The sequence below is a fragment of the Arthrobacter sp. ISL-69 genome (assembly GCF_018613775.1).
Lineage (GTDB): Bacteria > Actinomycetota > Actinomycetes > Actinomycetales > Micrococcaceae > Arthrobacter.
Window position 1 is genome coordinate 66,025 of sequence record NZ_JAGGPO010000007.1, and the last position, 18,887, is coordinate 84,911.

At 65.9% G+C, this 18,887-nt stretch carries 18 protein-coding genes; 12 read left to right on the forward strand and 6 right to left on the reverse strand.

The features are described 5' to 3' along the window. Window positions 1–19: 19 nt before the first annotated feature. The 7 genes from J7I79_RS03725 (at window position 20) to J7I79_RS03755 (ending at window position 7,137) form a co-directional block, all read left to right on the forward strand. Window positions 20–847 (forward strand): aldo/keto reductase, encoded by an 828-nt coding sequence (locus tag J7I79_RS03725; RefSeq protein WP_214950436.1) that lies wholly within the window; start codon window positions 20–22, stop codon window positions 845–847. Between the two features lie 219 nt (window positions 848–1,066). After that, window positions 1,067–2,062, forward strand: coding sequence for a substrate-binding domain-containing protein (locus J7I79_RS03730; protein ID WP_214950438.1), 996 nt, complete (start codon window positions 1,067–1,069; stop codon window positions 2,060–2,062). A 52-nt stretch (window positions 2,063–2,114) separates the two neighbouring features. After that, a complete protein-coding gene (locus tag J7I79_RS03735; protein WP_214950440.1) occupies window positions 2,115–3,164 on the forward strand; it encodes an ABC transporter permease in 1,050 nt (349 codons plus the stop codon). Between the two features lie 13 nt (window positions 3,165–3,177). Next, window positions 3,178–4,095 (forward strand): ATP-binding cassette domain-containing protein, encoded by a 918-nt coding sequence (locus tag J7I79_RS03740; RefSeq protein ID WP_214950447.1) that lies wholly within the window; start codon window positions 3,178–3,180, stop codon window positions 4,093–4,095. A gap of 110 nt (window positions 4,096–4,205) precedes the next feature. Continuing rightward, entirely contained in the window at window positions 4,206–5,321 is a 1,116-nt protein-coding gene (locus tag J7I79_RS03745) for a Gfo/Idh/MocA family oxidoreductase (RefSeq protein WP_214950455.1), read from the forward strand. After that, window positions 5,321–6,106: a TIM barrel protein gene (locus J7I79_RS03750; RefSeq protein ID WP_214950462.1), complete on the forward strand. Its 786-nt coding sequence runs from the start codon at window positions 5,321–5,323 to the stop codon at window positions 6,104–6,106. Before J7I79_RS03745 ends, J7I79_RS03750 begins: the two co-directional genes overlap by 1 nt. Next, window positions 6,103–7,137 (forward strand): Gfo/Idh/MocA family oxidoreductase, encoded by a 1,035-nt coding sequence (locus J7I79_RS03755; RefSeq protein ID WP_214950469.1) that lies wholly within the window; start codon window positions 6,103–6,105, stop codon window positions 7,135–7,137. The genes J7I79_RS03750 and J7I79_RS03755 overlap by 4 nt, the downstream gene beginning before the upstream one ends. A gap of 66 nt (window positions 7,138–7,203) precedes the next feature. Here the strand turns inward: J7I79_RS03755 and iolB are convergent, their stop codons facing one another. The 3 genes from iolB to J7I79_RS03770 form a co-directional block, all read right to left on the reverse strand. Further along, a complete protein-coding gene (gene iolB / locus J7I79_RS03760) occupies window positions 7,204–8,103 on the reverse strand; it encodes a 5-deoxy-glucuronate isomerase (RefSeq protein WP_214950475.1) in 900 nt (299 codons plus the stop codon). A 53-nt stretch (window positions 8,104–8,156) separates the two neighbouring features. Continuing rightward, window positions 8,157–8,897 (reverse strand): GntR family transcriptional regulator, encoded by a 741-nt coding sequence (locus J7I79_RS03765; RefSeq protein ID WP_214950477.1) that lies wholly within the window; start codon window positions 8,895–8,897, stop codon window positions 8,157–8,159. A gap of 190 nt (window positions 8,898–9,087) precedes the next feature. Beyond that, complete coding sequence (locus tag J7I79_RS03770; RefSeq protein ID WP_214950479.1) at window positions 9,088–9,900, reverse strand: gamma-glutamyl-gamma-aminobutyrate hydrolase family protein; 813 nt, start codon at window positions 9,898–9,900, stop codon at window positions 9,088–9,090. A gap of 190 nt (window positions 9,901–10,090) precedes the next feature. On the opposite strand from J7I79_RS03770, the gene J7I79_RS03775 reads away from it, so the two are divergent. The 4 genes from J7I79_RS03775 (at window position 10,091) to J7I79_RS03790 (ending at window position 14,430) form a co-directional block, all read left to right on the forward strand. Next, window positions 10,091–10,798: a FadR/GntR family transcriptional regulator gene (locus J7I79_RS03775; RefSeq protein ID WP_214950482.1), complete on the forward strand. Its 708-nt coding sequence runs from the start codon at window positions 10,091–10,093 to the stop codon at window positions 10,796–10,798. A gap of 209 nt (window positions 10,799–11,007) precedes the next feature. After that, complete coding sequence (locus J7I79_RS03780; protein WP_214950484.1) at window positions 11,008–12,378, forward strand: MFS transporter; 1,371 nt, start codon at window positions 11,008–11,010, stop codon at window positions 12,376–12,378. Window positions 12,379–12,405: 27 nt separating this feature from the next. Next, window positions 12,406–13,179: an SDR family NAD(P)-dependent oxidoreductase gene (locus J7I79_RS03785; protein ID WP_214950485.1), complete on the forward strand. Its 774-nt coding sequence runs from the start codon at window positions 12,406–12,408 to the stop codon at window positions 13,177–13,179. 120 nt (window positions 13,180–13,299) lie between these two features. Continuing rightward, window positions 13,300–14,430, forward strand: a complete 1,131-nt coding sequence (locus J7I79_RS03790; protein ID WP_214950487.1) for an LOG family protein — start codon at window positions 13,300–13,302, stop codon at window positions 14,428–14,430. Window positions 14,431–14,454: 24 nt separating this feature from the next. Here J7I79_RS03790 and J7I79_RS03795 read toward each other — a convergent pair whose 3' ends face one another. Next, window positions 14,455–15,309 (reverse strand): matrixin family metalloprotease, encoded by an 855-nt coding sequence (locus tag J7I79_RS03795; protein WP_251042349.1) that lies wholly within the window; start codon window positions 15,307–15,309, stop codon window positions 14,455–14,457. A gap of 53 nt (window positions 15,310–15,362) precedes the next feature. Next, complete coding sequence (locus J7I79_RS03800; protein WP_214950496.1) at window positions 15,363–16,538, reverse strand: VIT1/CCC1 transporter family protein; 1,176 nt, start codon at window positions 16,536–16,538, stop codon at window positions 15,363–15,365. Between the two features lie 258 nt (window positions 16,539–16,796). On the opposite strand from J7I79_RS03800, the gene J7I79_RS03805 reads away from it, so the two are divergent. Beyond that, window positions 16,797–17,033 (forward strand): hypothetical protein, encoded by a 237-nt coding sequence (locus J7I79_RS03805; protein WP_214950498.1) that lies wholly within the window; start codon window positions 16,797–16,799, stop codon window positions 17,031–17,033. Window positions 17,034–17,127: 94 nt separating this feature from the next. Here the strand turns inward: J7I79_RS03805 and J7I79_RS03810 are convergent, their stop codons facing one another. Beyond that, a complete protein-coding gene (locus tag J7I79_RS03810; RefSeq protein WP_214950500.1) occupies window positions 17,128–18,651 on the reverse strand; it encodes a sodium:solute symporter in 1,524 nt (507 codons plus the stop codon). Between the last annotated feature and the right edge of the window lie 236 nt (window positions 18,652–18,887).

Sequence of the window (18,887 nt, forward strand, 5' to 3'; positions counted from 1 at the left end):
CACGGACACAGGAGACACCATGACCTCAATACCCACCGTCACCCTCAACAACGGCGTGGAGATGCCCCAGCTCGGCTTCGGCGTCTTCCAGGTCCCCGACGACGAAACAACCGCCGCGGTCACCGCCGCCCTCGCCGCCGGCTACCGCAGCATCGATACGGCCGCCATCTACGGCAACGAAGAAGGCACCGGCCGCGCGTTGGCGGAGTCCGGCATTCCCCGTGCGGAGCTGTTCATCACGTCCAAGCTCTGGATCGACGATCTCGGCTACGAGCAGACGCTCGCCGCCTTCGAGGCGAGCCTGGAAAAGCTCGGGCTGGAGTACCTCGACCTCTACCTGATCCACTGGCCAGCACCGGAATCCCACAAGTACGCGGACTCGTGGTTGGCGCTGGAGAAGCTGCAGGCCGACGGCAGGGTCCGGGCTATTGGGGTCTCCAACTTCCTGCCCGAACATGTGCAGGGGCTCGTTGACCTGGGCGGTACGGTGCCGGCCGTCAACCAGGTGGAAATCCATCCTGCACTGCAGCAACGCGACGTTGCAGAGTTCAACGGCGCCCACGGCATCGCCACTGAGGCGTGGAGCCCGCTGGCGCAGGGCGCGGTGCTGGACGACCCGGCCGTCGTCGACATCGCGGCCCGGCACGGCCGCACGCCGGCCCAGGTTGTGCTGCGTTGGCACCTGCAGCAGGGGAGGGTCGTCATTCCCAAGTCGGTCACTCCGGCCCGCATCAGGGAGAACCTCGACGTGTTCGGATTCGCCCTCTCGGGAGAGGAGCTCGCGGCGGTTGACGCCCTGGAGCGCGGCGGGCGCACCGGCCCCCACCCGGCCGATTTCCACGGCTAGGCGGGTGCCCCGGAACGTCCCCGGATGACAAGCCGGGGGTGGCGGCAACAGCTGCTTCCCCCGGCTTTTTTGGTGCAACAAAACCCCATTCCAAGTTAAAACATCCTAATGTCAGGACAAACTATTGACATTAGTGAGTTGAATCACCATGATCGAGGTAGACAGTGCTCCGGCGGTTGCAGAGTGGCAGCCCGGAACCTGAGATCAAAGGAGATTAACGTGGCTAATTTTTCCTGGCGCAAGGCGGCTCTCATTGCAGCAGTCGTGCCGATGATGGCGCTCAGCGCCTGCTCAAGCACCGGCGGGAAGCCCGCCGAAACAGGCGGCGGCGCAGGCGCTGGCCAAGTCGCAACAACGGACCGCATCAAGGTCGCCCTGATCACCCACGCCGCGGCAGGGGACACTTTCTGGGACATCGTCCGCAAGGGCGCCGAACAGGCGTCGTCGAAGGACAACGTTGAGCTTCTCTACACCAGCGATCCCGAGGCCGGGCGCCAGGCCCAGCTCATCCAGCAGGCTATCGACCAGAAAGTCGACGGCATCGCAGTCACGCTCGCCAAGCCCGACGCCCTCAAAGAAGTCCTGAAGAAGGCCACCGACGCAGGGATCCCGGTTGTGAGCCTTAACGCCGGCGAAGACGTTTCCGCGAAGCTCGGGGCGTTCACCCACTTCGGCTCGAACGAGAAGCTCGCCGGTGAGGCAGTCGGCACCCGGCTCGCGGCGGAGAACTTCAAGCACCCGGTCTGCGTGATTCAGGAACAGGGCCATGTCGGCCTTGAAGCACGCTGTGCCGGCGTCAAGGCGAAGGTGCCAGGAACGGAGATCCTGTACGTCGACGGCAAGGACATGACCTCCGTCCAGTCCACCGCGACCGCCAAGCTCCAGGCTTCCAAGGACGCCGACGTCATCATCGGCCTGGGCGCCCCCTTCACACTCACTCTCCTCAAGTCGGTCACGGACGCCGGCAGCTCTGCCAAGGTGGCAAGTTTCGACCTGAACGCGGATCTCGCCCAGAAGATCGTGGATGGTGCAGTTCTGTTCACCGTGGACCAGCAGCCGTGGCTGCAGGGCTACATGTCCATCGACGCCATCTGGCAGAACAAGCGCGGCGGCTTCAAGATCGGCGGCGGACAGTCGGTCCTGACCGGTCCGAGCCTCGTCGACAAGTCGAATGCGGCCGATGTCCTGAAGTTCGCCCAGCAGGGTATCCGCTAACAGCCCGCTGGCCGGACCGGCCAACGCCGGCCCCGCAGCAAGGAGAATCATCATGACCATCACCCAGACACTGACAAAAACGGCGGCGCCCGATGAGCGCGTTGCCAAGCGCAGTCCGTTGCAGAAACTCCTCGGACGCCCCGAGATCGGTGCCCTCGTCGGCGCTATCGTCCTGTTTATTTTCTTCGCACTGGTCTCGCCGACCTTTACCCAGCCCAATGCTTTCGCGACCGTGCTGTATGGCAGCTCCACGATCGGAATCATGGCCGTGGGCGTGTCCTTGCTGATGATCGGCGGGGAATTCGACCTTTCCACCGGTGTCGCCGTGATCAGTTCGGCGCTTACGGCGTCACTGTTCAGCTGGTACTTCAGCACGAACGTCTGGGTCGGTGTCGGGCTGGCTCTGGTGGTGTCGCTGAGTATTGGTGCCATCAACGGCTGGATCCTGATGAAGACCAAGCTGCCCAGCTTCATCGTCACCCTAGCGACGTTCCTGATGCTGACCGGCCTGAATCTGGGTCTGACCCGGCTGATCGGTGGCGGCGTTTCCTCCCCTTCCATTTCCAATATGGACGGCTTCAAGTCCGCGCAGGCGGTGTTCGCCTCCTCGGTGAACATTGGCGGCGTCGACGTCAAAAATACTGTGTTCATCTGGTTCGCGCTCGTCGCGGTGGCCACCTGGGTGCTTATGCGGACCCGCGTGGGTAACTGGATCTTCGCCGTCGGCGGGGACTCGAACGCTGCCCGCGCCGTGGGTGTGCCGGTCAAGGCCACGAAGATCGGCCTGTTCATGGCCGTGGGTTTCTGCGGCTGGATCCTGGGCATGCACAACCTCTTCGCCTTCGACGCAGTGCAGTCCGGGGAAGGTGTAGGCAACGAGTTCCTGTACATCATCGCCGCGGTAATCGGCGGCTGCCTCCTCACCGGCGGCTACGGTTCGGCGATTGGCGGAGCGATCGGAGCCTTCATCTTCGGCATGGCCAACAAGGGCATCGTCTACGCCCAGTGGAACCCGGACTGGTTCAAGTTCTTCCTGGGCCTGATGCTGCTTTTGGCCACCATCGTCAACCTCATCGTCAAGCGCCGCGCGGAACTCAAGTAAAGGGGCCGGAGAAATGAATGCCAACGAGATCGACCAGCAGACGCTGCTCCAGAATGAAAAAGATCCCCTGACCCACACCCCCGTCCACCTGCTCTCCCTTGACGGAGTGGGCAAGCACTACGGCAACATCATCGCGCTGAGCGACGTGACGATGGCCGTGGACAACGGGCGCGTCACGTGCGTGCTGGGCGACAACGGCGCCGGCAAATCCACGCTGATCAAGATCATCGCCGGACTGCACCAGCACGACGCCGGGGTCCTGAACATCATGGGCGAAGAACGGAAGTTCACCTCGCCGCGCGACGCCCTCGATGCGGGCATCGCCACGGTCTACCAGGACCTCGCCGTGGTGCCCCTGATGCCGATCTGGCGGAACTTCTTCCTCGGCTCGGAGCTGACCAGCGGCTTCGGTCCGTTCAAGAGCATGGACGTCGACAAGATGAAGGACATCACGCTCAAGGAACTCGCCGCGATGGGCATCGACCTCCGCGACGTGGAGCAGCCCATCGGCCAGCTCTCCGGCGGTGAACGCCAGTGTGTCGCCATTGCCCGTGCCGTGTACTTCGGCGCGAAGGTCCTGATCCTGGACGAGCCCACCGCGGCCCTCGGCGTGAAGCAGTCCGGCGTGGTGCTCCGTTACATCCTGCAGGCCCGCGACCGCGGCCTCGGCGTCATCTTCATCACCCACAACCCGCACCACGCCTTCCCCGTCGGTGACCGGTTCCTGCTGCTCAAACGCGGCAAGTCGATCGGGTACTACGACAAGAAGGACATCACACTCGACGAGCTCACCGCCCAAATGGCCGGCGGCGCCGAACTGGCCGAACTCGCCCACGAACTCGAACAGCTCGGCGGACACGGCGACGTCGTGAAGGAAGTTAAGGGTGAAGTGGCCGAGGTGGCGCAGGCCACCGGCAAAGCGTACAGCTAACACCGCGGCAGGAGCAGGGTCCGCCCTCCGGGGGCGGCCCCGCTCAGCCATGCCACGGCCTGATACCTGCCGGGCCCAAGCATCTTTGAATAACCGAAAGGACCAGAACATTGGCCTACATCACTCAAAACTCTTCCGGAGCCCCGGCTCCCGTGCGGATCGGGCTCATCGGCTCCGGCTGGATGGGGGCGTTCCACGCTGAAAGCATCGCCCGCCGCGTTCCGGGTGCCGTCCTCGCGGCCATCGCCGATCCCAACGTTGAATCCGCTGAGGCACTGGCCCGGTCCCTGGGCACAGCCAAAGTGACGGCCAACGCCGAGGACATCCTGGCGGATCGCGACATCGACGCGGTGATCATCGCGAGCCCGGCGCGCTTCCACTCTTCCCTTATCGCGCAGGCGGCTGCCGCGGGGAAGCACGTTTTCTGCGAGAAGCCCGCCGGACAGGGGCTCGACGAGCTCGATGCTGCCCTGGCCGCGGTGGAAGCAGCAGGCGTGCACTTCCAGGTCGGCTTCAACCGGCGGTACGCAGATGACTTCCAGGCCGCCAAGAAGGACCTTGCCGCCGGTGTGGCCGGCACGCCGCAACTCCTGCGTTCGCTGACCCGCGACCCGGGCAACGGAAGTATCCCGAATGCTGCCAGGGTCCCGGCGTGGACCATTTTCCTGGAGACCCTGATCCACGACTTCGACACCCTCAACTGGTTCAACGAAGGTGCCGAGCCGGTGGAGGTCTACGCCATTGCGGACGCCCTCGTGGAGCCCGGCCTGCGTGACCAGGGGTTCCTGGACACGGCTGTGGTGACCATCCGCTACAGCAACGGTGCCGTGGCCGTGGCGGAGGCAAACTTCAGCGCGCTCTATGGCTACGACATCCGCGGCGAGGTTTTCGGTTCGAAGGGTATGGTCCAGGCCGGCCGTGCCACGGAAACGGCAGCCCGGCGCTACACGGCCGAGGGAATGTCGGCCGCCACCCCGCGGCTCAACGTTGAACTTTTCCGGCAGGCGTACACGGATGAACTGGCCGATTTCGCGGCTGCGGTGCGTTCACAGCGCGACGGTATGCCGCCGTCGTCGGCCGATGTCACCCTCACGCCCGGTGCCGCCGACGCCAGGCGCGCGTTGGCCATGGCGCTGGCCTGCATCGAATCGGTCAAGCAAGGCATTCCGGTGGCAGTGGCAGGGCTCGCAGCAGCATCCGCGCTCAGCAACAAGGCCGGAGTCTGATGCGGCTGGCAGTTTGTGCCGAGATGGTCTTCACCGACCTGCCTTTTGTGGAACGCGTGCGTCGAATCCACGAGTCCGGCTTCGACGTGGAGCTGTGGGATTCGCGCACGAAGGACATCAGTGCGCTCAAGGCCACCGGTGCGGTGTTTTCCTCCATGACCGGGTACACCTCAGGCAGCCTGGTGGACCCGGACACAGCCGATGACGTGGTGAAAACAGCCGAGTCGCTGATCCCGGCCGCGCTCGAACTGGGTGTCAGCCGCATGGTGGTGCACCCGGCGGAGCTCATCGACGGCCATGCCGCGCGGCCCCTCTACCGTTCCACCGGCCGCATGTGGAGCACCGGTGCCCGGACCCTGGAACGCCTTGGCAGGCTTGGCGCGAAATACGGCGTGACGTTCTGCCTCGAGAACCTCAATACGGTGCTGGACCATCCGGGCATCCCGCTGGCACGCGCGAAGGACACGCTGGCGCTGGTGGAAGCCGCCGGGCACCCCAACGCGAAACTGATGCTGGATCTGTACCACGCGCAGTTGGGGGAGGGTAACCTCATCGAGCTGGTGCGGTCCGCCCTGCCGCACATCGGTGAGATCCAGGTGGCGGACGTCCCGGGCCGCTGCGAACCGGGGACCGGGGAAATCAACTATGCGGCTGTCGCGAGGGCGCTCGCCGACGCAGGCTACGAGGGCACCGTGGGCATGGAAGCGTGGGCCAAGGGCGACAGCGCCGCGGCACTGGATGCCTTCCGGGCAGCGTTCACTGTTTATGCGGAGGAGAAATCATGAAGGACGTCATTCTGGGCCTGGTCGGCGTGGGGCGGATCGGCGTGATGCACGCCAACAACATCGCCGCACTGAACGGGGTCCTCAATCCGGAGGGCATCAACGTCAGGCTCCGGCTCACGGACGTGGCCGCAGACCACGCCCGGACAGTCGCGGCCGGGCTCGGCGCCGAGTTCCTTACCTCCGTGGAGGCCCTCCTGGCTTCCGGTATCGACGGCCTGGTCATTGCCACGGGGACGGGAACCCACCCCGAGCTGATCCGGGCCGGGGTGGATGCCGGGATCCCGGTCTTTTGCGAGAAGCCGGTTGCCATGAATGTGGCCGACGCGCTGCCGGTGCTGGACTACATCCGGGACAGGCAGGGCGTGGTGCAGATCGGCCATCAGCGCCGCTTTGACACCGGCTACCTGGAAGCCCGCCGGGCCTACCAGGCCGGGGAGCTGGGCTGGATCCATTCGCTGCGGGCGGTCACGTGCGATATGACGCCTCCGCCCGTGGAGTTCCTGGCCAGCTCCGGCGGACTCTTTCGGGACTGCTCCGTGCACGATTTCGACATCCTTCGCTGGCTGACCGGCCGGGAAATAGTCGAGGTCTACGCCAAGGGCTCCAACAACGGTGACCCGGCCATCGGGGAAGTGGGCGACGTGGACACGGCCCTGGCGCTGGTGACGTTCGACGACGGGACGGTCGGAACCGTCTCAGCCACCCGGTACAACGGAGCCGGACACGACGTCCGCCTGGAAATCCAGGGTTCACGCCGTTCGCTGATGGTGGGGCTGGACGACAAGACGGCGGTGGCCTCGGCCGAAGCCGGCGTCGGCTTCCCGGCGGGGGAGCCCCACAGGACGTTCGCCGAACGGTTCGACCAGGCGTACCGCTCCGAGATGGAAGCCTTCGTGGAGCTGATCCTGGGCCGGCGGGAGAACCCGTGCACACCGGAAGACGCCGTGGCTGCATCCCGGGTGGCCGACGCTGCCCAAAAATCGCTGGCAACGGGAGTCCCGGTCCGCGTGGCCCAGGAAGTGGCCCGCTAGCCTCATCCAAACAAGGCTGATGCCCCTCACCGCGTGCGGTGAGGGGCATCAGTTGTCTTTGACGCCTTAGGCTCCGAACGGAAGCCGCGGGTCCACATCCTGGCCTTCCCAGGTCTGGCGGATCCAGCCGTGGTGCGGGTCATCGCTGATGAGCCAGTCGCGGACCGGCCCGGGACCGGCCATGACGTTCAGGTAGTACAGGTCGTAACCCGGGGCAGCCATCGCCGGACCGTGCCAGCCGTAGGGAACCAGGACCACATCGCCGGTGCGGACCTCCGCCGAGACGTCAATGGGCCGTTCGTCCGAGGCGTACACCCGCTGGTAGCCGATGGCGTCCCCCTGCGGGCCGGGTGCGGCCGGACCGCCCGGTGCCACGCGGGTCTCGAAGTAGTAGATCTCCTCGAGGCTGGTTTCGCCGTCCTTTTCCTCGTCGTGCTTGTGTGGGGGATAGGAGGACCAGTTGCCGGCCGGGGTGATGACTTCGCAGACGATGAAGCGGTCCGCTTCCAGCGCGGCGGGCGTGCCGAAGTTGTGCACCTGCCGGGAGCAGTTGCCGGCGCCCCGCAGCTCCACGGGAGTCTCGGCGGCCGTCACGAGCCGGGTCGGGTAGGCAGTGTTCGCGGGAGCCGTTGCGACGGCCACCCTGCCGCCGTCGGCCGAACTGATCGTGACGGTCCTCCCGGTGCCCGTGTAGAGCACGTCGCTGGGGCCGTTGAACACGCTGGCCCGGCCGGCGAGCCGGAAGTCCTCGCCGTCGACCGTGGCGGTGAAGGACCCGTTGAGCGGAACCACAATGCGTTCCTCACCGGCGGCGGGAAGTTCGACGGCGGTGCCGGCCGCCAGGGTCGCGACCTTGAGTCCGGTGTGGGCCCAGCCGTCCACCTCCAGTACGGAGTCCGAAGTTCCCAGTGAGACGTCCCAGCTGCCGTCAGCAGCGGAACCCAGCGGATATACCCAGTTGGCCATAGATTTTCTCTTTCGATTACGTGCGTGCTGCCTGCAGCGCCTGGCGCGGGCGCCTAGCGCTGGACGAGGGTCATTTCAAAGCTGTAGGAGTCACCGCGGTAGACGTGGTGCCCGGTTTCCACCATGCGGCCTGTGTCATCCACCGCGGTGCGTTCCATGGTCACCAGCGCCGAACCGGGCTGCGTGTCCAGCAGGGGCGCCTGGTAGTCGTTGGCCACCATGGCTCCGATGCGCTGCGAGGCCAGCCGGAAGTTCACTCCGCCGTTGCGCAGGATCGCGTACAGGCCCTGGGCGCCGAGCTGGGCTTCGTCGATGGGGGTGATGTCGTCGCGGACCCAGTTTTCCATAAGCGCCAGCGGCTTGCCGCCCACCTTGCGCAGCCTGGTGAAGTGGTAGACCTTTGCGCCGGCAGGAAGCTGGAGCGCTTCACGCGTCGGTGCGTCGGCCTCGATGTGGGAGAAGCTGAGCACGTCGGTGGTGGGCTTGCTCCCGTTGTTCGTGAGGTCGTCGTAGAGGCTGGAGAGCTCCAGCGGCCTCCGGACCTGGCTGGAGACCACCTGCGTTCCCACGCCGCGCTTGCGTACCAGGAGGCCGGAACGCACCAGCTCGTCCATGGCCTTGCGCATGGTGGGGCGGGACAGGTTGAGCTGGGCGGCAAGGTCGATTTCGTTGTCCAGCCGGCTGCCCTGGGGGAGCAGTCCGGTGTGGATGGCGGACTCGATGCCCTGGACCACCTGGTGGTAGAGGGGCACCGGCGAAGAGCGGTCGATGCTGAGATTAAGTTGATTCGCCACTGAGCGCTCCCTTGTGCTCCGCGGGGTTCCGATGGTGCCGGAGAACCCGCGTATGTCAGCGTATGTTCTCTTGATAGGACATACTGCCTTTTTGACGATAATAGCAGGCTGATTTGGGGGTGCCAAGGACCGGCAACCGGATGCCTTCCGATGTTGCGGCGTTCACCCGCCAACGGCCGGGTCCGTACAGCTAGGCCCGCTGACGCGTGCGGCAGGCCTCCACAAACGCACGGAACGGGGCGACGCGTTCCTCCGCCGGGAGCTCCCGTGCTTCGGGATGCCACTGAACGGACGCCACCCAGCGTTCCGGGTCCTCAAGCGCTTCCACGGTACCGTCGCCGGCAATCGCCGTCACCACCAGCCCGTCCGCGACCCTGGCCACTGCCTGGTGATGGCCGGAGGCTATCTTGACCGTGAGGGCTTCCCTCGTGCCCGGCGGGCCGTACAGTCCGGCCACCTTGGAGCCCGGGGCAACGTCCACGTCGTGCCATGCCCAGGGGCCCGTTCCGGCTTCGTCGGCACCGTTCGGGCCTGCGCCATCAGTGGCCGCGGGCTCATGGTGTGTCACGGCGCTGACAGCCATGTCCTGGACGAGGGTGCCGCCATAAAGGACGTTGAGGAGCTGATGTCCGCGGCAGATCCCAAGCAGCGGCACGCCCTGATCGATGGTCCCTCGGGCCACTTCCAGGTCCAGTGTGTCCTGCGCGAGGTTAACGTCATAGCACTCGTCGCCCTGCTCCTCGCCGTAAAGTCGCGGGTCAAGGTCGCCCCCGCCGGGGAGTACGACGCCGTCGAGCCCCCTGAGCGTTTCGGCCAGCCGGCCATCGCCGGAGTCCGCGGTAAGCAGTACCGGCTCCCCGCCGCCGCCGTGGACCAGGTCCACGATGAAATCGAACAGCTCGTTGGCTTCCCCCACCCGCGGGTCCGGGTCCAGGGAGCTGCTGAGGCGGACCGGAATTCCGATCCGGGGGCGGCCGGGCGAGGGCAGGGGCGGAGTGCGCATGATTCATTCTGCAACAGCCTGAAGCCGTTAGGCGTCCGCGCCGCCCGGCCACTCCGCGAACCCGGAAGCTGCCCTGGCAAAGCCGGACAAGTATGTCTCCGGTTCCTGCCGTGATGCTGATCCGGACGGCATTCGACAGTAATGTGGAAAGCGCCAGCAGCAGAGGGCAAGACCGAAGGCAGGAGCCAGGATGGGCCGCAGGACACTCGTTGACGACCTCGTCGACGGCCTGCTCGAAGACATCCTCGACGGCAAGCTGAAGCCGCACGATGCCATCCCGCCCGAAGCCGACATCGCCAAGGCCTACGAGGTCAGCAGGCTCACCGTGCGGGAAGCCCTCAAAGCGCTGAGGGCGCAGAACATCCTTTACGTCAAGGCCGGGCGCGGAACGTTCGTCAATCCCTCGGACAACTGGACCGGGCTGGACGCGATCTTCAAGGCCGCGTCGCACGGAAACGGTGCGGACCAGGTCTCCGTGGGTCTCATCGAGATGCGGCGCATGGTGGAAACCGGCGCCGCCGCCCTTGCCGCCAAGCGGCACACTCCCGAGCACGCCGAGCAGATGCGTGAGTGCATCGCGGACATGAAACGCTTCCACGATGCCGGGGACCTGGACCGCTTTGTCGAGGCCGACATCGCGTTCCATGACGCCGTCCTGAAGGCCTCGGGTAATCCCTTTGTCCGGGCACTGTTCGCGCAACTGGGACAGCTGCTCTACATGACGCGGCGGGAGACCTCCGCCGTGCCGGAAATCCAGCTGCACGCCATCGAGTACCACCAGAAGGTGCTGGACGGCATCCTGAGCGGCGACGCCGAAGTGTCCCGGCGAACCATGGACGAACACATGGACCAGACGTACCGCGACTACGAGCGCTACGTCCACCACCCCAAGCCCTGACGTCGCCCGCCGCGGAGCCGCCCAATCGCGCGCCCGCCGAAACACGCAAGGCTTGACGTAACCCAGATCACCCTCATATGATCTTTCTCATGTTCTTCCGTCAGATGTCAGACATCAGACTTAGTTACTGATCGACGGAGTCCCCTCAACATCCCCCATCGGATCCAGCTGCTGTTCAGGCGCCGCATCCGTCAGATAGAAGGTCGACGATGACTTCACTCTTCATGCAGTCCGCAGGACTCGGCGAGCTCGGCGAACGCACACTTCGCAAGGTTCGCCGCCGCGTCATGCCGCTGATTGTCCTGCTCTACTTTGTTGCCTACCTTGACCGCAACAACGTGGGCTTCGCCAAGCTCACCATGAGCGAGGACATCGGCCTCAGCGCCGCCGCCTATGGCCTGGGCGCCGGTATTTTCTTCCTCGGCTACGCGCTCCTGGAGGTTCCGAGCAACGCCGGCATGTACCGGTTCGGGGCCCGCAAATGGCTCGCGCGGATCCTCATCACCTGGGGCATCTTCGCCACGGCCATGGCCATGGTCAACGGTGAAAGCACGTACTACATCATCCGCTTCCTGCTGGGTGCGGCCGAGGCCGGGTTCTTCCCCGCGATCCTCTTCTACCTGACGCTGTGGTTCCCCGCCGCGCAGCGAGTCACGGTCCTGGGCATCTTCATCCTTGCCCAGCCCGTGTCCAATGCCCTGGGCGCCCCGGTGTCCGGACTGCTGCTGCAGTTGGACGGCATCATGGGCCTGCACGGCTGGCAGTGGCTTTACATCATCGAAGGCATCCCAGCCATCCTGCTGGGCATCCTGACCCCGTTCCTGATGACCGACCGCCCGCGGGACGCCAAGTGGCTCAACACCGACGAACGCGAATGGCTCGCCACCACCATGGATGCCGAACTGGCCGCCAAGTCCAAGGGTGGAAACCACAACTTCCTGGCTGGCCTGAAGGACAAGCGCACGCTGGTCTACTCTGCCCTGTACTTCGGCCTGGTCTGCGGCATCTACGGCCTCGGACTCTGGATGCCCACCATCGTTGCAGCGCTGGGCAAGTTCTCCACCGCAGAAGTGGGCTTCATTGTCCTCATTCCCTATGCCATCGCCGCGGTCTTTGTGTACTTCTGGAGCAAGCGGGCGGACCGGACGGGCAAGCGCGCCTGGCACACCGCCGTCAGCATGATGCTGGCAGGCATGGGCCTGCTGGCAGCCGGTTACCTGCTCCCGGTCAACCCCGTCCTGGCCTTGATCGCCCTGACCGCCTCGGCCATGGGGATCTACGGCGCAATCGCCCCGTTCCTGTCGATGCCGTCCGCCGCGCTCACCGGAGCTGCAGCTGCATCCGGCCTGGCACTGGTCAACTCGCTGGGCAACCTCGGCGGTTTCGTGGCCCCCTACGCCGTTGGCCTGCTCAAGGACGCCACGGGCAACAACCAGAGCGGACTGATGTTCCTGTCCTTCTGCCTGTGCGTCACGGCCGTGGCTACCTACCTTTACGCACGGAAGCGCCCTGAAGGCGACGCGGCCCTCGATCCCGCAGTCGCCGCCGCAGCTGCAGTGAACACCACCAAAGTCTCCTGACACCTAGTTACCGACGAAAGAAACCTCATGACAACCACTTCATTTCCCGCAGAACGCACCGTAGTACTGACCGGAGCGGCGTCCGCCCGGGGCATTGGCCGCGCAGCCGCTGACCGGATGGCCAGCGAGGGCTGGTCCATCGCGATCCTGGACATCAACGCCGAGGACGCCAACGCCGCGGCTGCCGAGATCGGCTCCAACCGCGCCGTGAAGGCCATCGGTGTTGGCGCCGACGTTTCCGATGCCGCCTCCGTGGACCGGGCGATCAGCGAGATCGAAGAATCCCTGCCGCCCATCGTGGCCCTCGCGAACCTTGCGGGCATCAGCTCGCCGACGACGTTCATGGAAACCACCGTGGAGGAGTGGGACAAGGTTTTCGCCATCAACATGCGCGGAACCTTCATCGTGTCCCAGCGTGTGCTCAAGGGCATGATCGAGCGCAAGCTCGGACGCATCGTGAGCATCTCGTCGATTTCCGCCCAGCGCGGCGGCGGCACGTACTCCAAGGTGGCCTACAGCGCGTCGAAGGCCGGAATCATCGGCTTCACCCGCTCCCTTGCCCGCGAGGTGGGGGAGTTCGGGGTTACCGTCAACGCGATCGCACCCGGCCCCATCGACACCGACATCATGGGCGGCACCCTGAGCGAGGAGCGCAAGGCCCAGATGTCCGAGGGCATCATGATGGGACGCGTTGGCACCCGCGAGGAAGTCGCGGCCCTGATCTCCTTCCTGCTCGGCAAGGACTCCGGCTACATCACTGCCGCCACGTACGACATCAACGGCGGGCTCCAGGTCTCCTGATCCGCGGCGGCCCCGCCCGCACGTGAACGCCTATCCGTCCACTGAACGTAGCTGCAGAAGCGCCTCGCGGATTTCCGCCGGGGCGCTTCTGCTCTGCCCGCTGCGGACTAGGCTGACTGCATGAACGCCGCCGGCAGCCTGAGCCCCAGCCCCAGAACCCTTGAGGTTGAAAACCTGGACAGCTTCGACCGGCTGGTGAAAGCGGGCGTCCGCACCATGCATGGCTGGCACGCCCAATCGTTGGACCTGCGCGGCCGCACCGCGTCGCTGCAGGGCATGGACGCGCAGGGCGCGATTTTCCTTGGCTGCACCTTCGACGACGGCGTGGAGGAGTCGCTGCGGGACCGCGGGGCGCTGATCTTCCCCAGGCTGGAGTCCGTCCCCTTCAACCCCTATCGCGGGCAGCTCTACTCACCGCAGGAGCTCTACTCCAGTCCGCCCGGTGCGCCCTACGAGGCCACGCTGGACGCCCGGATCTACCACTGGAGCATCCGGCCCGGCCAGCGCCACCGGCTGGATGCCACGCTGGCCGCGGCGCTGCATGACCATTCGATCGGCGACGCCCTGGACGAACTGACGCGCTCCGAGCTGGGCGGCCGCTCGATGGTGGGAGTGATGGGCGGCCACACCGCGAGGCGCGGAACGCCGGCCTTCATGGAGGCCGCGGTCGCCGGACGGCTCCTGGCCAGGAGCGGCCGGGTGGTGGCCACCGGCGGCGGGCCGGGGGCCATGGAGGCCGCCAACATGGGCGCGTACCTCAGCGAACTGCCGGAAGCGGACTTCCACGCTGCGTTGACCCAGCTGGCAGCCGTTCCGGGGTTCCGGCCCTCGGTGTCCGCGTGGGCGCGGACGGCCGCCGCCGTCGTCGAACGCCATCCGGGCGGGACGCCGTCGCTGGGGATTCCCACCTGGTTCTACGGCCACGAGCCGCCCAACTATTTCGCCACGCACATCGCTAAGTACTTCGCCAACGCCATCCGGGAGGCAATCCTGCTGGAGCTTTGCGACGGCGGTGTGATCTTCCTGCCCGGGTCCGCCGGCACCCTGCAGGAAATCTTCCAGGACGCGTGCGAGAACTACTACGGAGCCTCCGAAACCATCAGGCCCATGGTGCTCGTCGGCGGTGAGCACTGGAAGCGGCGGTACCCCGCGTGGCCCTTGCTGCAGAGCCTTGCGGCGGGTAAGTCCATGGCGGACAGGATCTTCCTGGTGGAAACCGTGGAGGAAGCCCTCGACGCTGTGTCCCGCTAGCAGGGTCCCGTTAGCAGCGGTCGGCTAAAGGTCCTTGCGGCAGGCCGCCCGGCCCAGCTGGTACAGGCCGTTGAGGTCGCCGGCGGCGAGGCCGTCCGGGGTGCCGATTTCCGGGTACATCAGCTGCAGGGGGTCATCGACGTGTTCCAGCCCCATCACATGGGACAGTTCGTGCAGGATCACGGCGGTGGCGTAGGCGGAGCCCTCCGGCCGCTCGAGTTCGCCGGCAATCTGCGGTGCGTCGAGGTCCAGGCTGCCGGTGACGAATGTCTTCGGGCCGCCGTCAAAACTGTAGTGCGTGCTCCCGCCGGTGCCGATCACCTGCCCCTTGAGCTTGGGGGAGACCTCCGGGGTCGTCCACGAGATGAGGAGCGGCGCCCAGCGCTCGCCGTAAGTTTCAGGCTGGTAGGGATCGCGGTCCTCGGACGGCGCTTCGGTGGACGGTCCGTCGTTGATGAAGCGGATCCCGGTGGCCCGGGCAATGGTGCCGACGGCTTCCTCCACCAGGTTTTCCGAGCCGGCCGGTGCCAGCCCGGCATTGACCACATAATGCAGCGGGCGGCACGGCGAATAGCCCACGGGAGTGCCGTCGTCGTTCATCGCCAGGAACTTGAAGGAATCGCTGGGGACAGGCGGCTCGTCCGCTGTTCCCAGCGGGGAATCCTGTTCTTCCAGCCCCGGTGGCGGCGCATCGGACCCAACCGTTTCCGCAGCTGTTCCCGGCTGCTGGTCCGCGGCCTGTCCGTTGGGGACCGTGCTGTTCCGGAACTCGAAGAGCCCCACGAAACGTGGATCGCCGTAGAACAGTCCGGCAGCGGTAAACGCCGTCACCGCTATCAGGGCGGTGAGGGCCACGTTGCGCAGAATCCGGGCCGTCATACCTATCCGGCCGGAATGCCGAGGCCTCCGTTGACCGGGCGGGGGACTGTCCACTAGGCGACCACCGCGCCGAACGCCAGGCCGAGGAGGTACGTGACGCCGGCGGCGCCCATGCCGATGGCCAGTTGCCGGAAACCGCGGCTCGTCGGGGAGGTCCCGGACAGCAGTCCGACGACGCCGCCCGTCACCAGGAGCGCCAGGCCCACCAGCACGGCGGAAACCACCAGTGCCGCGACGCCCGTCATGCCAAGCAGGAACGGGATAATCGGAATGATGGCGCCGGAGGCGAAGAAGCAGAAGCTCGACGCCGCCGCGCTCCAGGCCGTGCCCACCGCCTCATGCTGGTCCTCGGTCTCTGGGAGCTCCGGCTGGAGCGACAGGCTGGGATCGCAGTCGCAGCTCAGCAGGCCCATCCGTTCCGCCACGCGGTGTTCGGCCGCTTCCCGGGACATCCCGCGGGCCAGGTAAACCAGCAGCAGCTCGTTGTGCTCGATGTCCAGCCGCGGGGCGGCGGAAAGGGTGATCTGGGTGGGCCGCGTTGCAGCCAGCAGCTCGCGCTGGGAACGGACGGAGATGAATTCGCCGGCGCCCATGGACAGCGCTCCGGCGAGCAGCCCGGCCACACCGCTCAGGAGCACCACCTGGTTGCCGACGCCGGATGCGGCCATCCCCATCACCAGGGAAAGGTTGCTGACCAGGCCGTCATTGGCGCCGAACACGGCGGCCCTGAAGGAGCCCGCCAGCCGGTTCCGGCCGCGGGTGGCGAGTCCACGGACAACTTCCTCGTGGATCTGCTCGTCGGCAACCATGGCGGGCGTGGCCGACGGGTCCGAGAAGTAAGGGGAGCGGCCCTCGGCGCGCTGGGCCAGCGCCAGCACGAACACGGAACCGAAATGCCGGGCCAGGAATCCCAGCAGCTGGCTGCGGAGGGAGGCCGGGCGGGGCTTCCCGGCGTGATCGCCGAGGAGCCGGAGCCAGTGCGCTTCGTGGCGGCCCTCGGCCTCCGCCAAGGCCAGCAGGATGTCCCGCTCCTCGCCACGGCGGTTCTGGGCCAGGTCGCGGTAGACGGCGGCCTCGGCACGTTCGTCGGCAAGGTACTGGCGCCAGCGCTTGATATCGGCGTGGCCGGGGGCGGCGGGGGTAGTGGCTGCGTTGACTTCCGGGGCGCTTGCGGCCGGGGTGTCGGCGGGGCAGGGCTCGTTTCGGTCAGATTTAGCGTGCTGAGACACGAACACTCCTGGGCTTGATAGGGCATGGTTCGGCCCCATTGCAGGTCCAGCCTACCCCGGTTTTACGCCAATTTTCGGCCGGTAGTCCTCACCGGGAAGTTTAGGCGGACCGTAAAAACCGCAGTGGTTTGCGGGCTTTCGCGGGGTGCAATGCACCGGCTATTGACCCCGCGTAATGCCGGTGCTGTGATGATTGCCAGGGCAGGTGCTTCCACGGCCCGGCCCCTGGCCGCACAACCAGACACGGAGGTTTGCACCATGGACACCACCGGATCAAGGCCCATCCAGCCGGAACGCGACACCATCGAATCCGATCCCGCCTATGACTTTGCCGAGGACGCGCCGATCGATGACGCAGTGGAGACCGAGGAAGAGGAACTGCTCGAAGAGGCCGGCCGGCGTGTTCCCCTGGTCGAGGAGGATTTCCTCGGCGACGAAAAGCCCGTGGTGCCTCTAAACGGTGAGGAATTCCCTGGGCCCGTGGACGAGGAGTGAGTCACCCCAAGCTGTAAACGCACGACGGCGGTGCCTCCCGCGCAGGGGAGGCACCGCCGTCGTGCGCTGTTTGTGCAGTTCTCCTTGGCCGGTTCTACTTGGCCAGGGTCGGAACCGGCTCTTCCTCGGAAGCGTTGCCGGCAACGCGCCGGTACCAGTTCTTCATAACGTGCGCGTCGGTAGGTTTTGTCAGCAGCGAGACCACTACGTAGACAGCGGCCGAGGCGAGCAGGCCGTAGTAGATCGGCTCGTTCGCGTAAATGCCGTCCAAGGGGGCGGCGGCATTGATCTCCAGGAAGATCATGGTGCCGAGGGTGACCACGGAACCCACGGCCATGGAGGCTGCGGCGGCAACACCGGTTCCGCGCTTCCACACCAGGCCACCCAGGATGGCGACCAGGAGTCCGCCAACCAGGATGTCGTAGGCGATGGTCAGCGCGGCCACCACGTCCTTGGTGATGATGGCGATGACAATGGCTATAACGCCCAGGCCAAGGACCCACATGCGGTTGGCTTTGACGTCGTGCTCAGGGTTGTCGGAGTCATCGGTGTTGATGTCCTTGCCGAACCAGCTGGCCACGAAGGGGAGGACGTCGGCGCGGGCCACGGTTGCGGCTGCGATGAGTGCCCCGGAGGCGGTGGACATCATGGCGGCCACTGCCGCTGCGAGCACCAGGCCGCCGATGCCGATGGGCAGCAGGTTCTGCGCCACCTCGGCGTAGACCACGTCCTTGCCCTGCGTGGCGACGTCGATCTCCGGGAGCGCCACCCGTGCGCCCAGGCCGATCAGGGCACCTGCCGCGCCGTAGAGGATGCAGTAGACGCCGGCCGTTGCGCCGCCCCAGCGGGCAACAGTGGGGGTTTTGGCCGTGAACACGCGCTGCCAGATGTCCTGGCCGATCAGGAGGCCGAGGGTGTAGACCACGAAGTAGGTGATGATGGTCTGGATCCCAATGCCATCGATCTGGAAGAAGCTGTCCTCAACGCGGCTGCGGATGCCGTCCAGGCCGCCCGCTGCGTTGAGCGTGAAGGGCAGCATCAGGAAGAAGATTCCGACGGTCTTGATGACGAACTGGACCTGGTCCGCAAGGGTGATGGACCACATGCCGCCGATGGTCGAGTACACCAGGACGATTGCGCCGCCGATGGCGATGGCCAGGGCTCGGTCCCAGCCGAACAGCACCACGAAGATGGTGGCGTAGGCACCGGTGGAGGTGGCACACAGCATCAGCGTATAGGCCAGCATCACGATGCCCGAGGTCTGCGTGGCCCGGCTGCCGTAGCGGAGCGTCAGCATCTGAGACACCGTGTAGATCTTCAGCTTCTGGATGGTGCCGGCAAACAGGAGGCTCAGCAGCAGCACGCCGCTGCCGATGGCCACCACGAGCCACATGCCGGAGATGCCGAACTTGTAGCCGAGGCCCACGCCGCCCACAGTTGAGGCGCCGCCAAGGACCACGGCGGCCATGGTGCCGGTGTAAAGGAACGGGCCAAGCCTGCGGCCGGCCACCAGGAAATCGCTGTTGTTCTTGGTGCGGGACTTACCCCACCACCCGAAGGCCAGCATGGCGACCAGGTACACCACCACAATGGCGATGTTGACGAAATTTGCGTCCATGAAAATGCTCCTTGGAGCTGATTGGCAGCAGGGCGGGAATCCGCGGGAGCGTCAGCGCAGTGCCGGAAATCCGCTGCTATGTTGCGGTTGATGCAGGGGGAGATCCCTGATGGTGACTCGGTGATTCTCGTGTGATTGCCTAATAGACAACACTTGTTGCCTAAAAGAGTAGTTGTGACGGCGGTAACAGTCAAGGTGCATCTGACACCAACGGCCCGTTCCCGCGTCACAAGGTG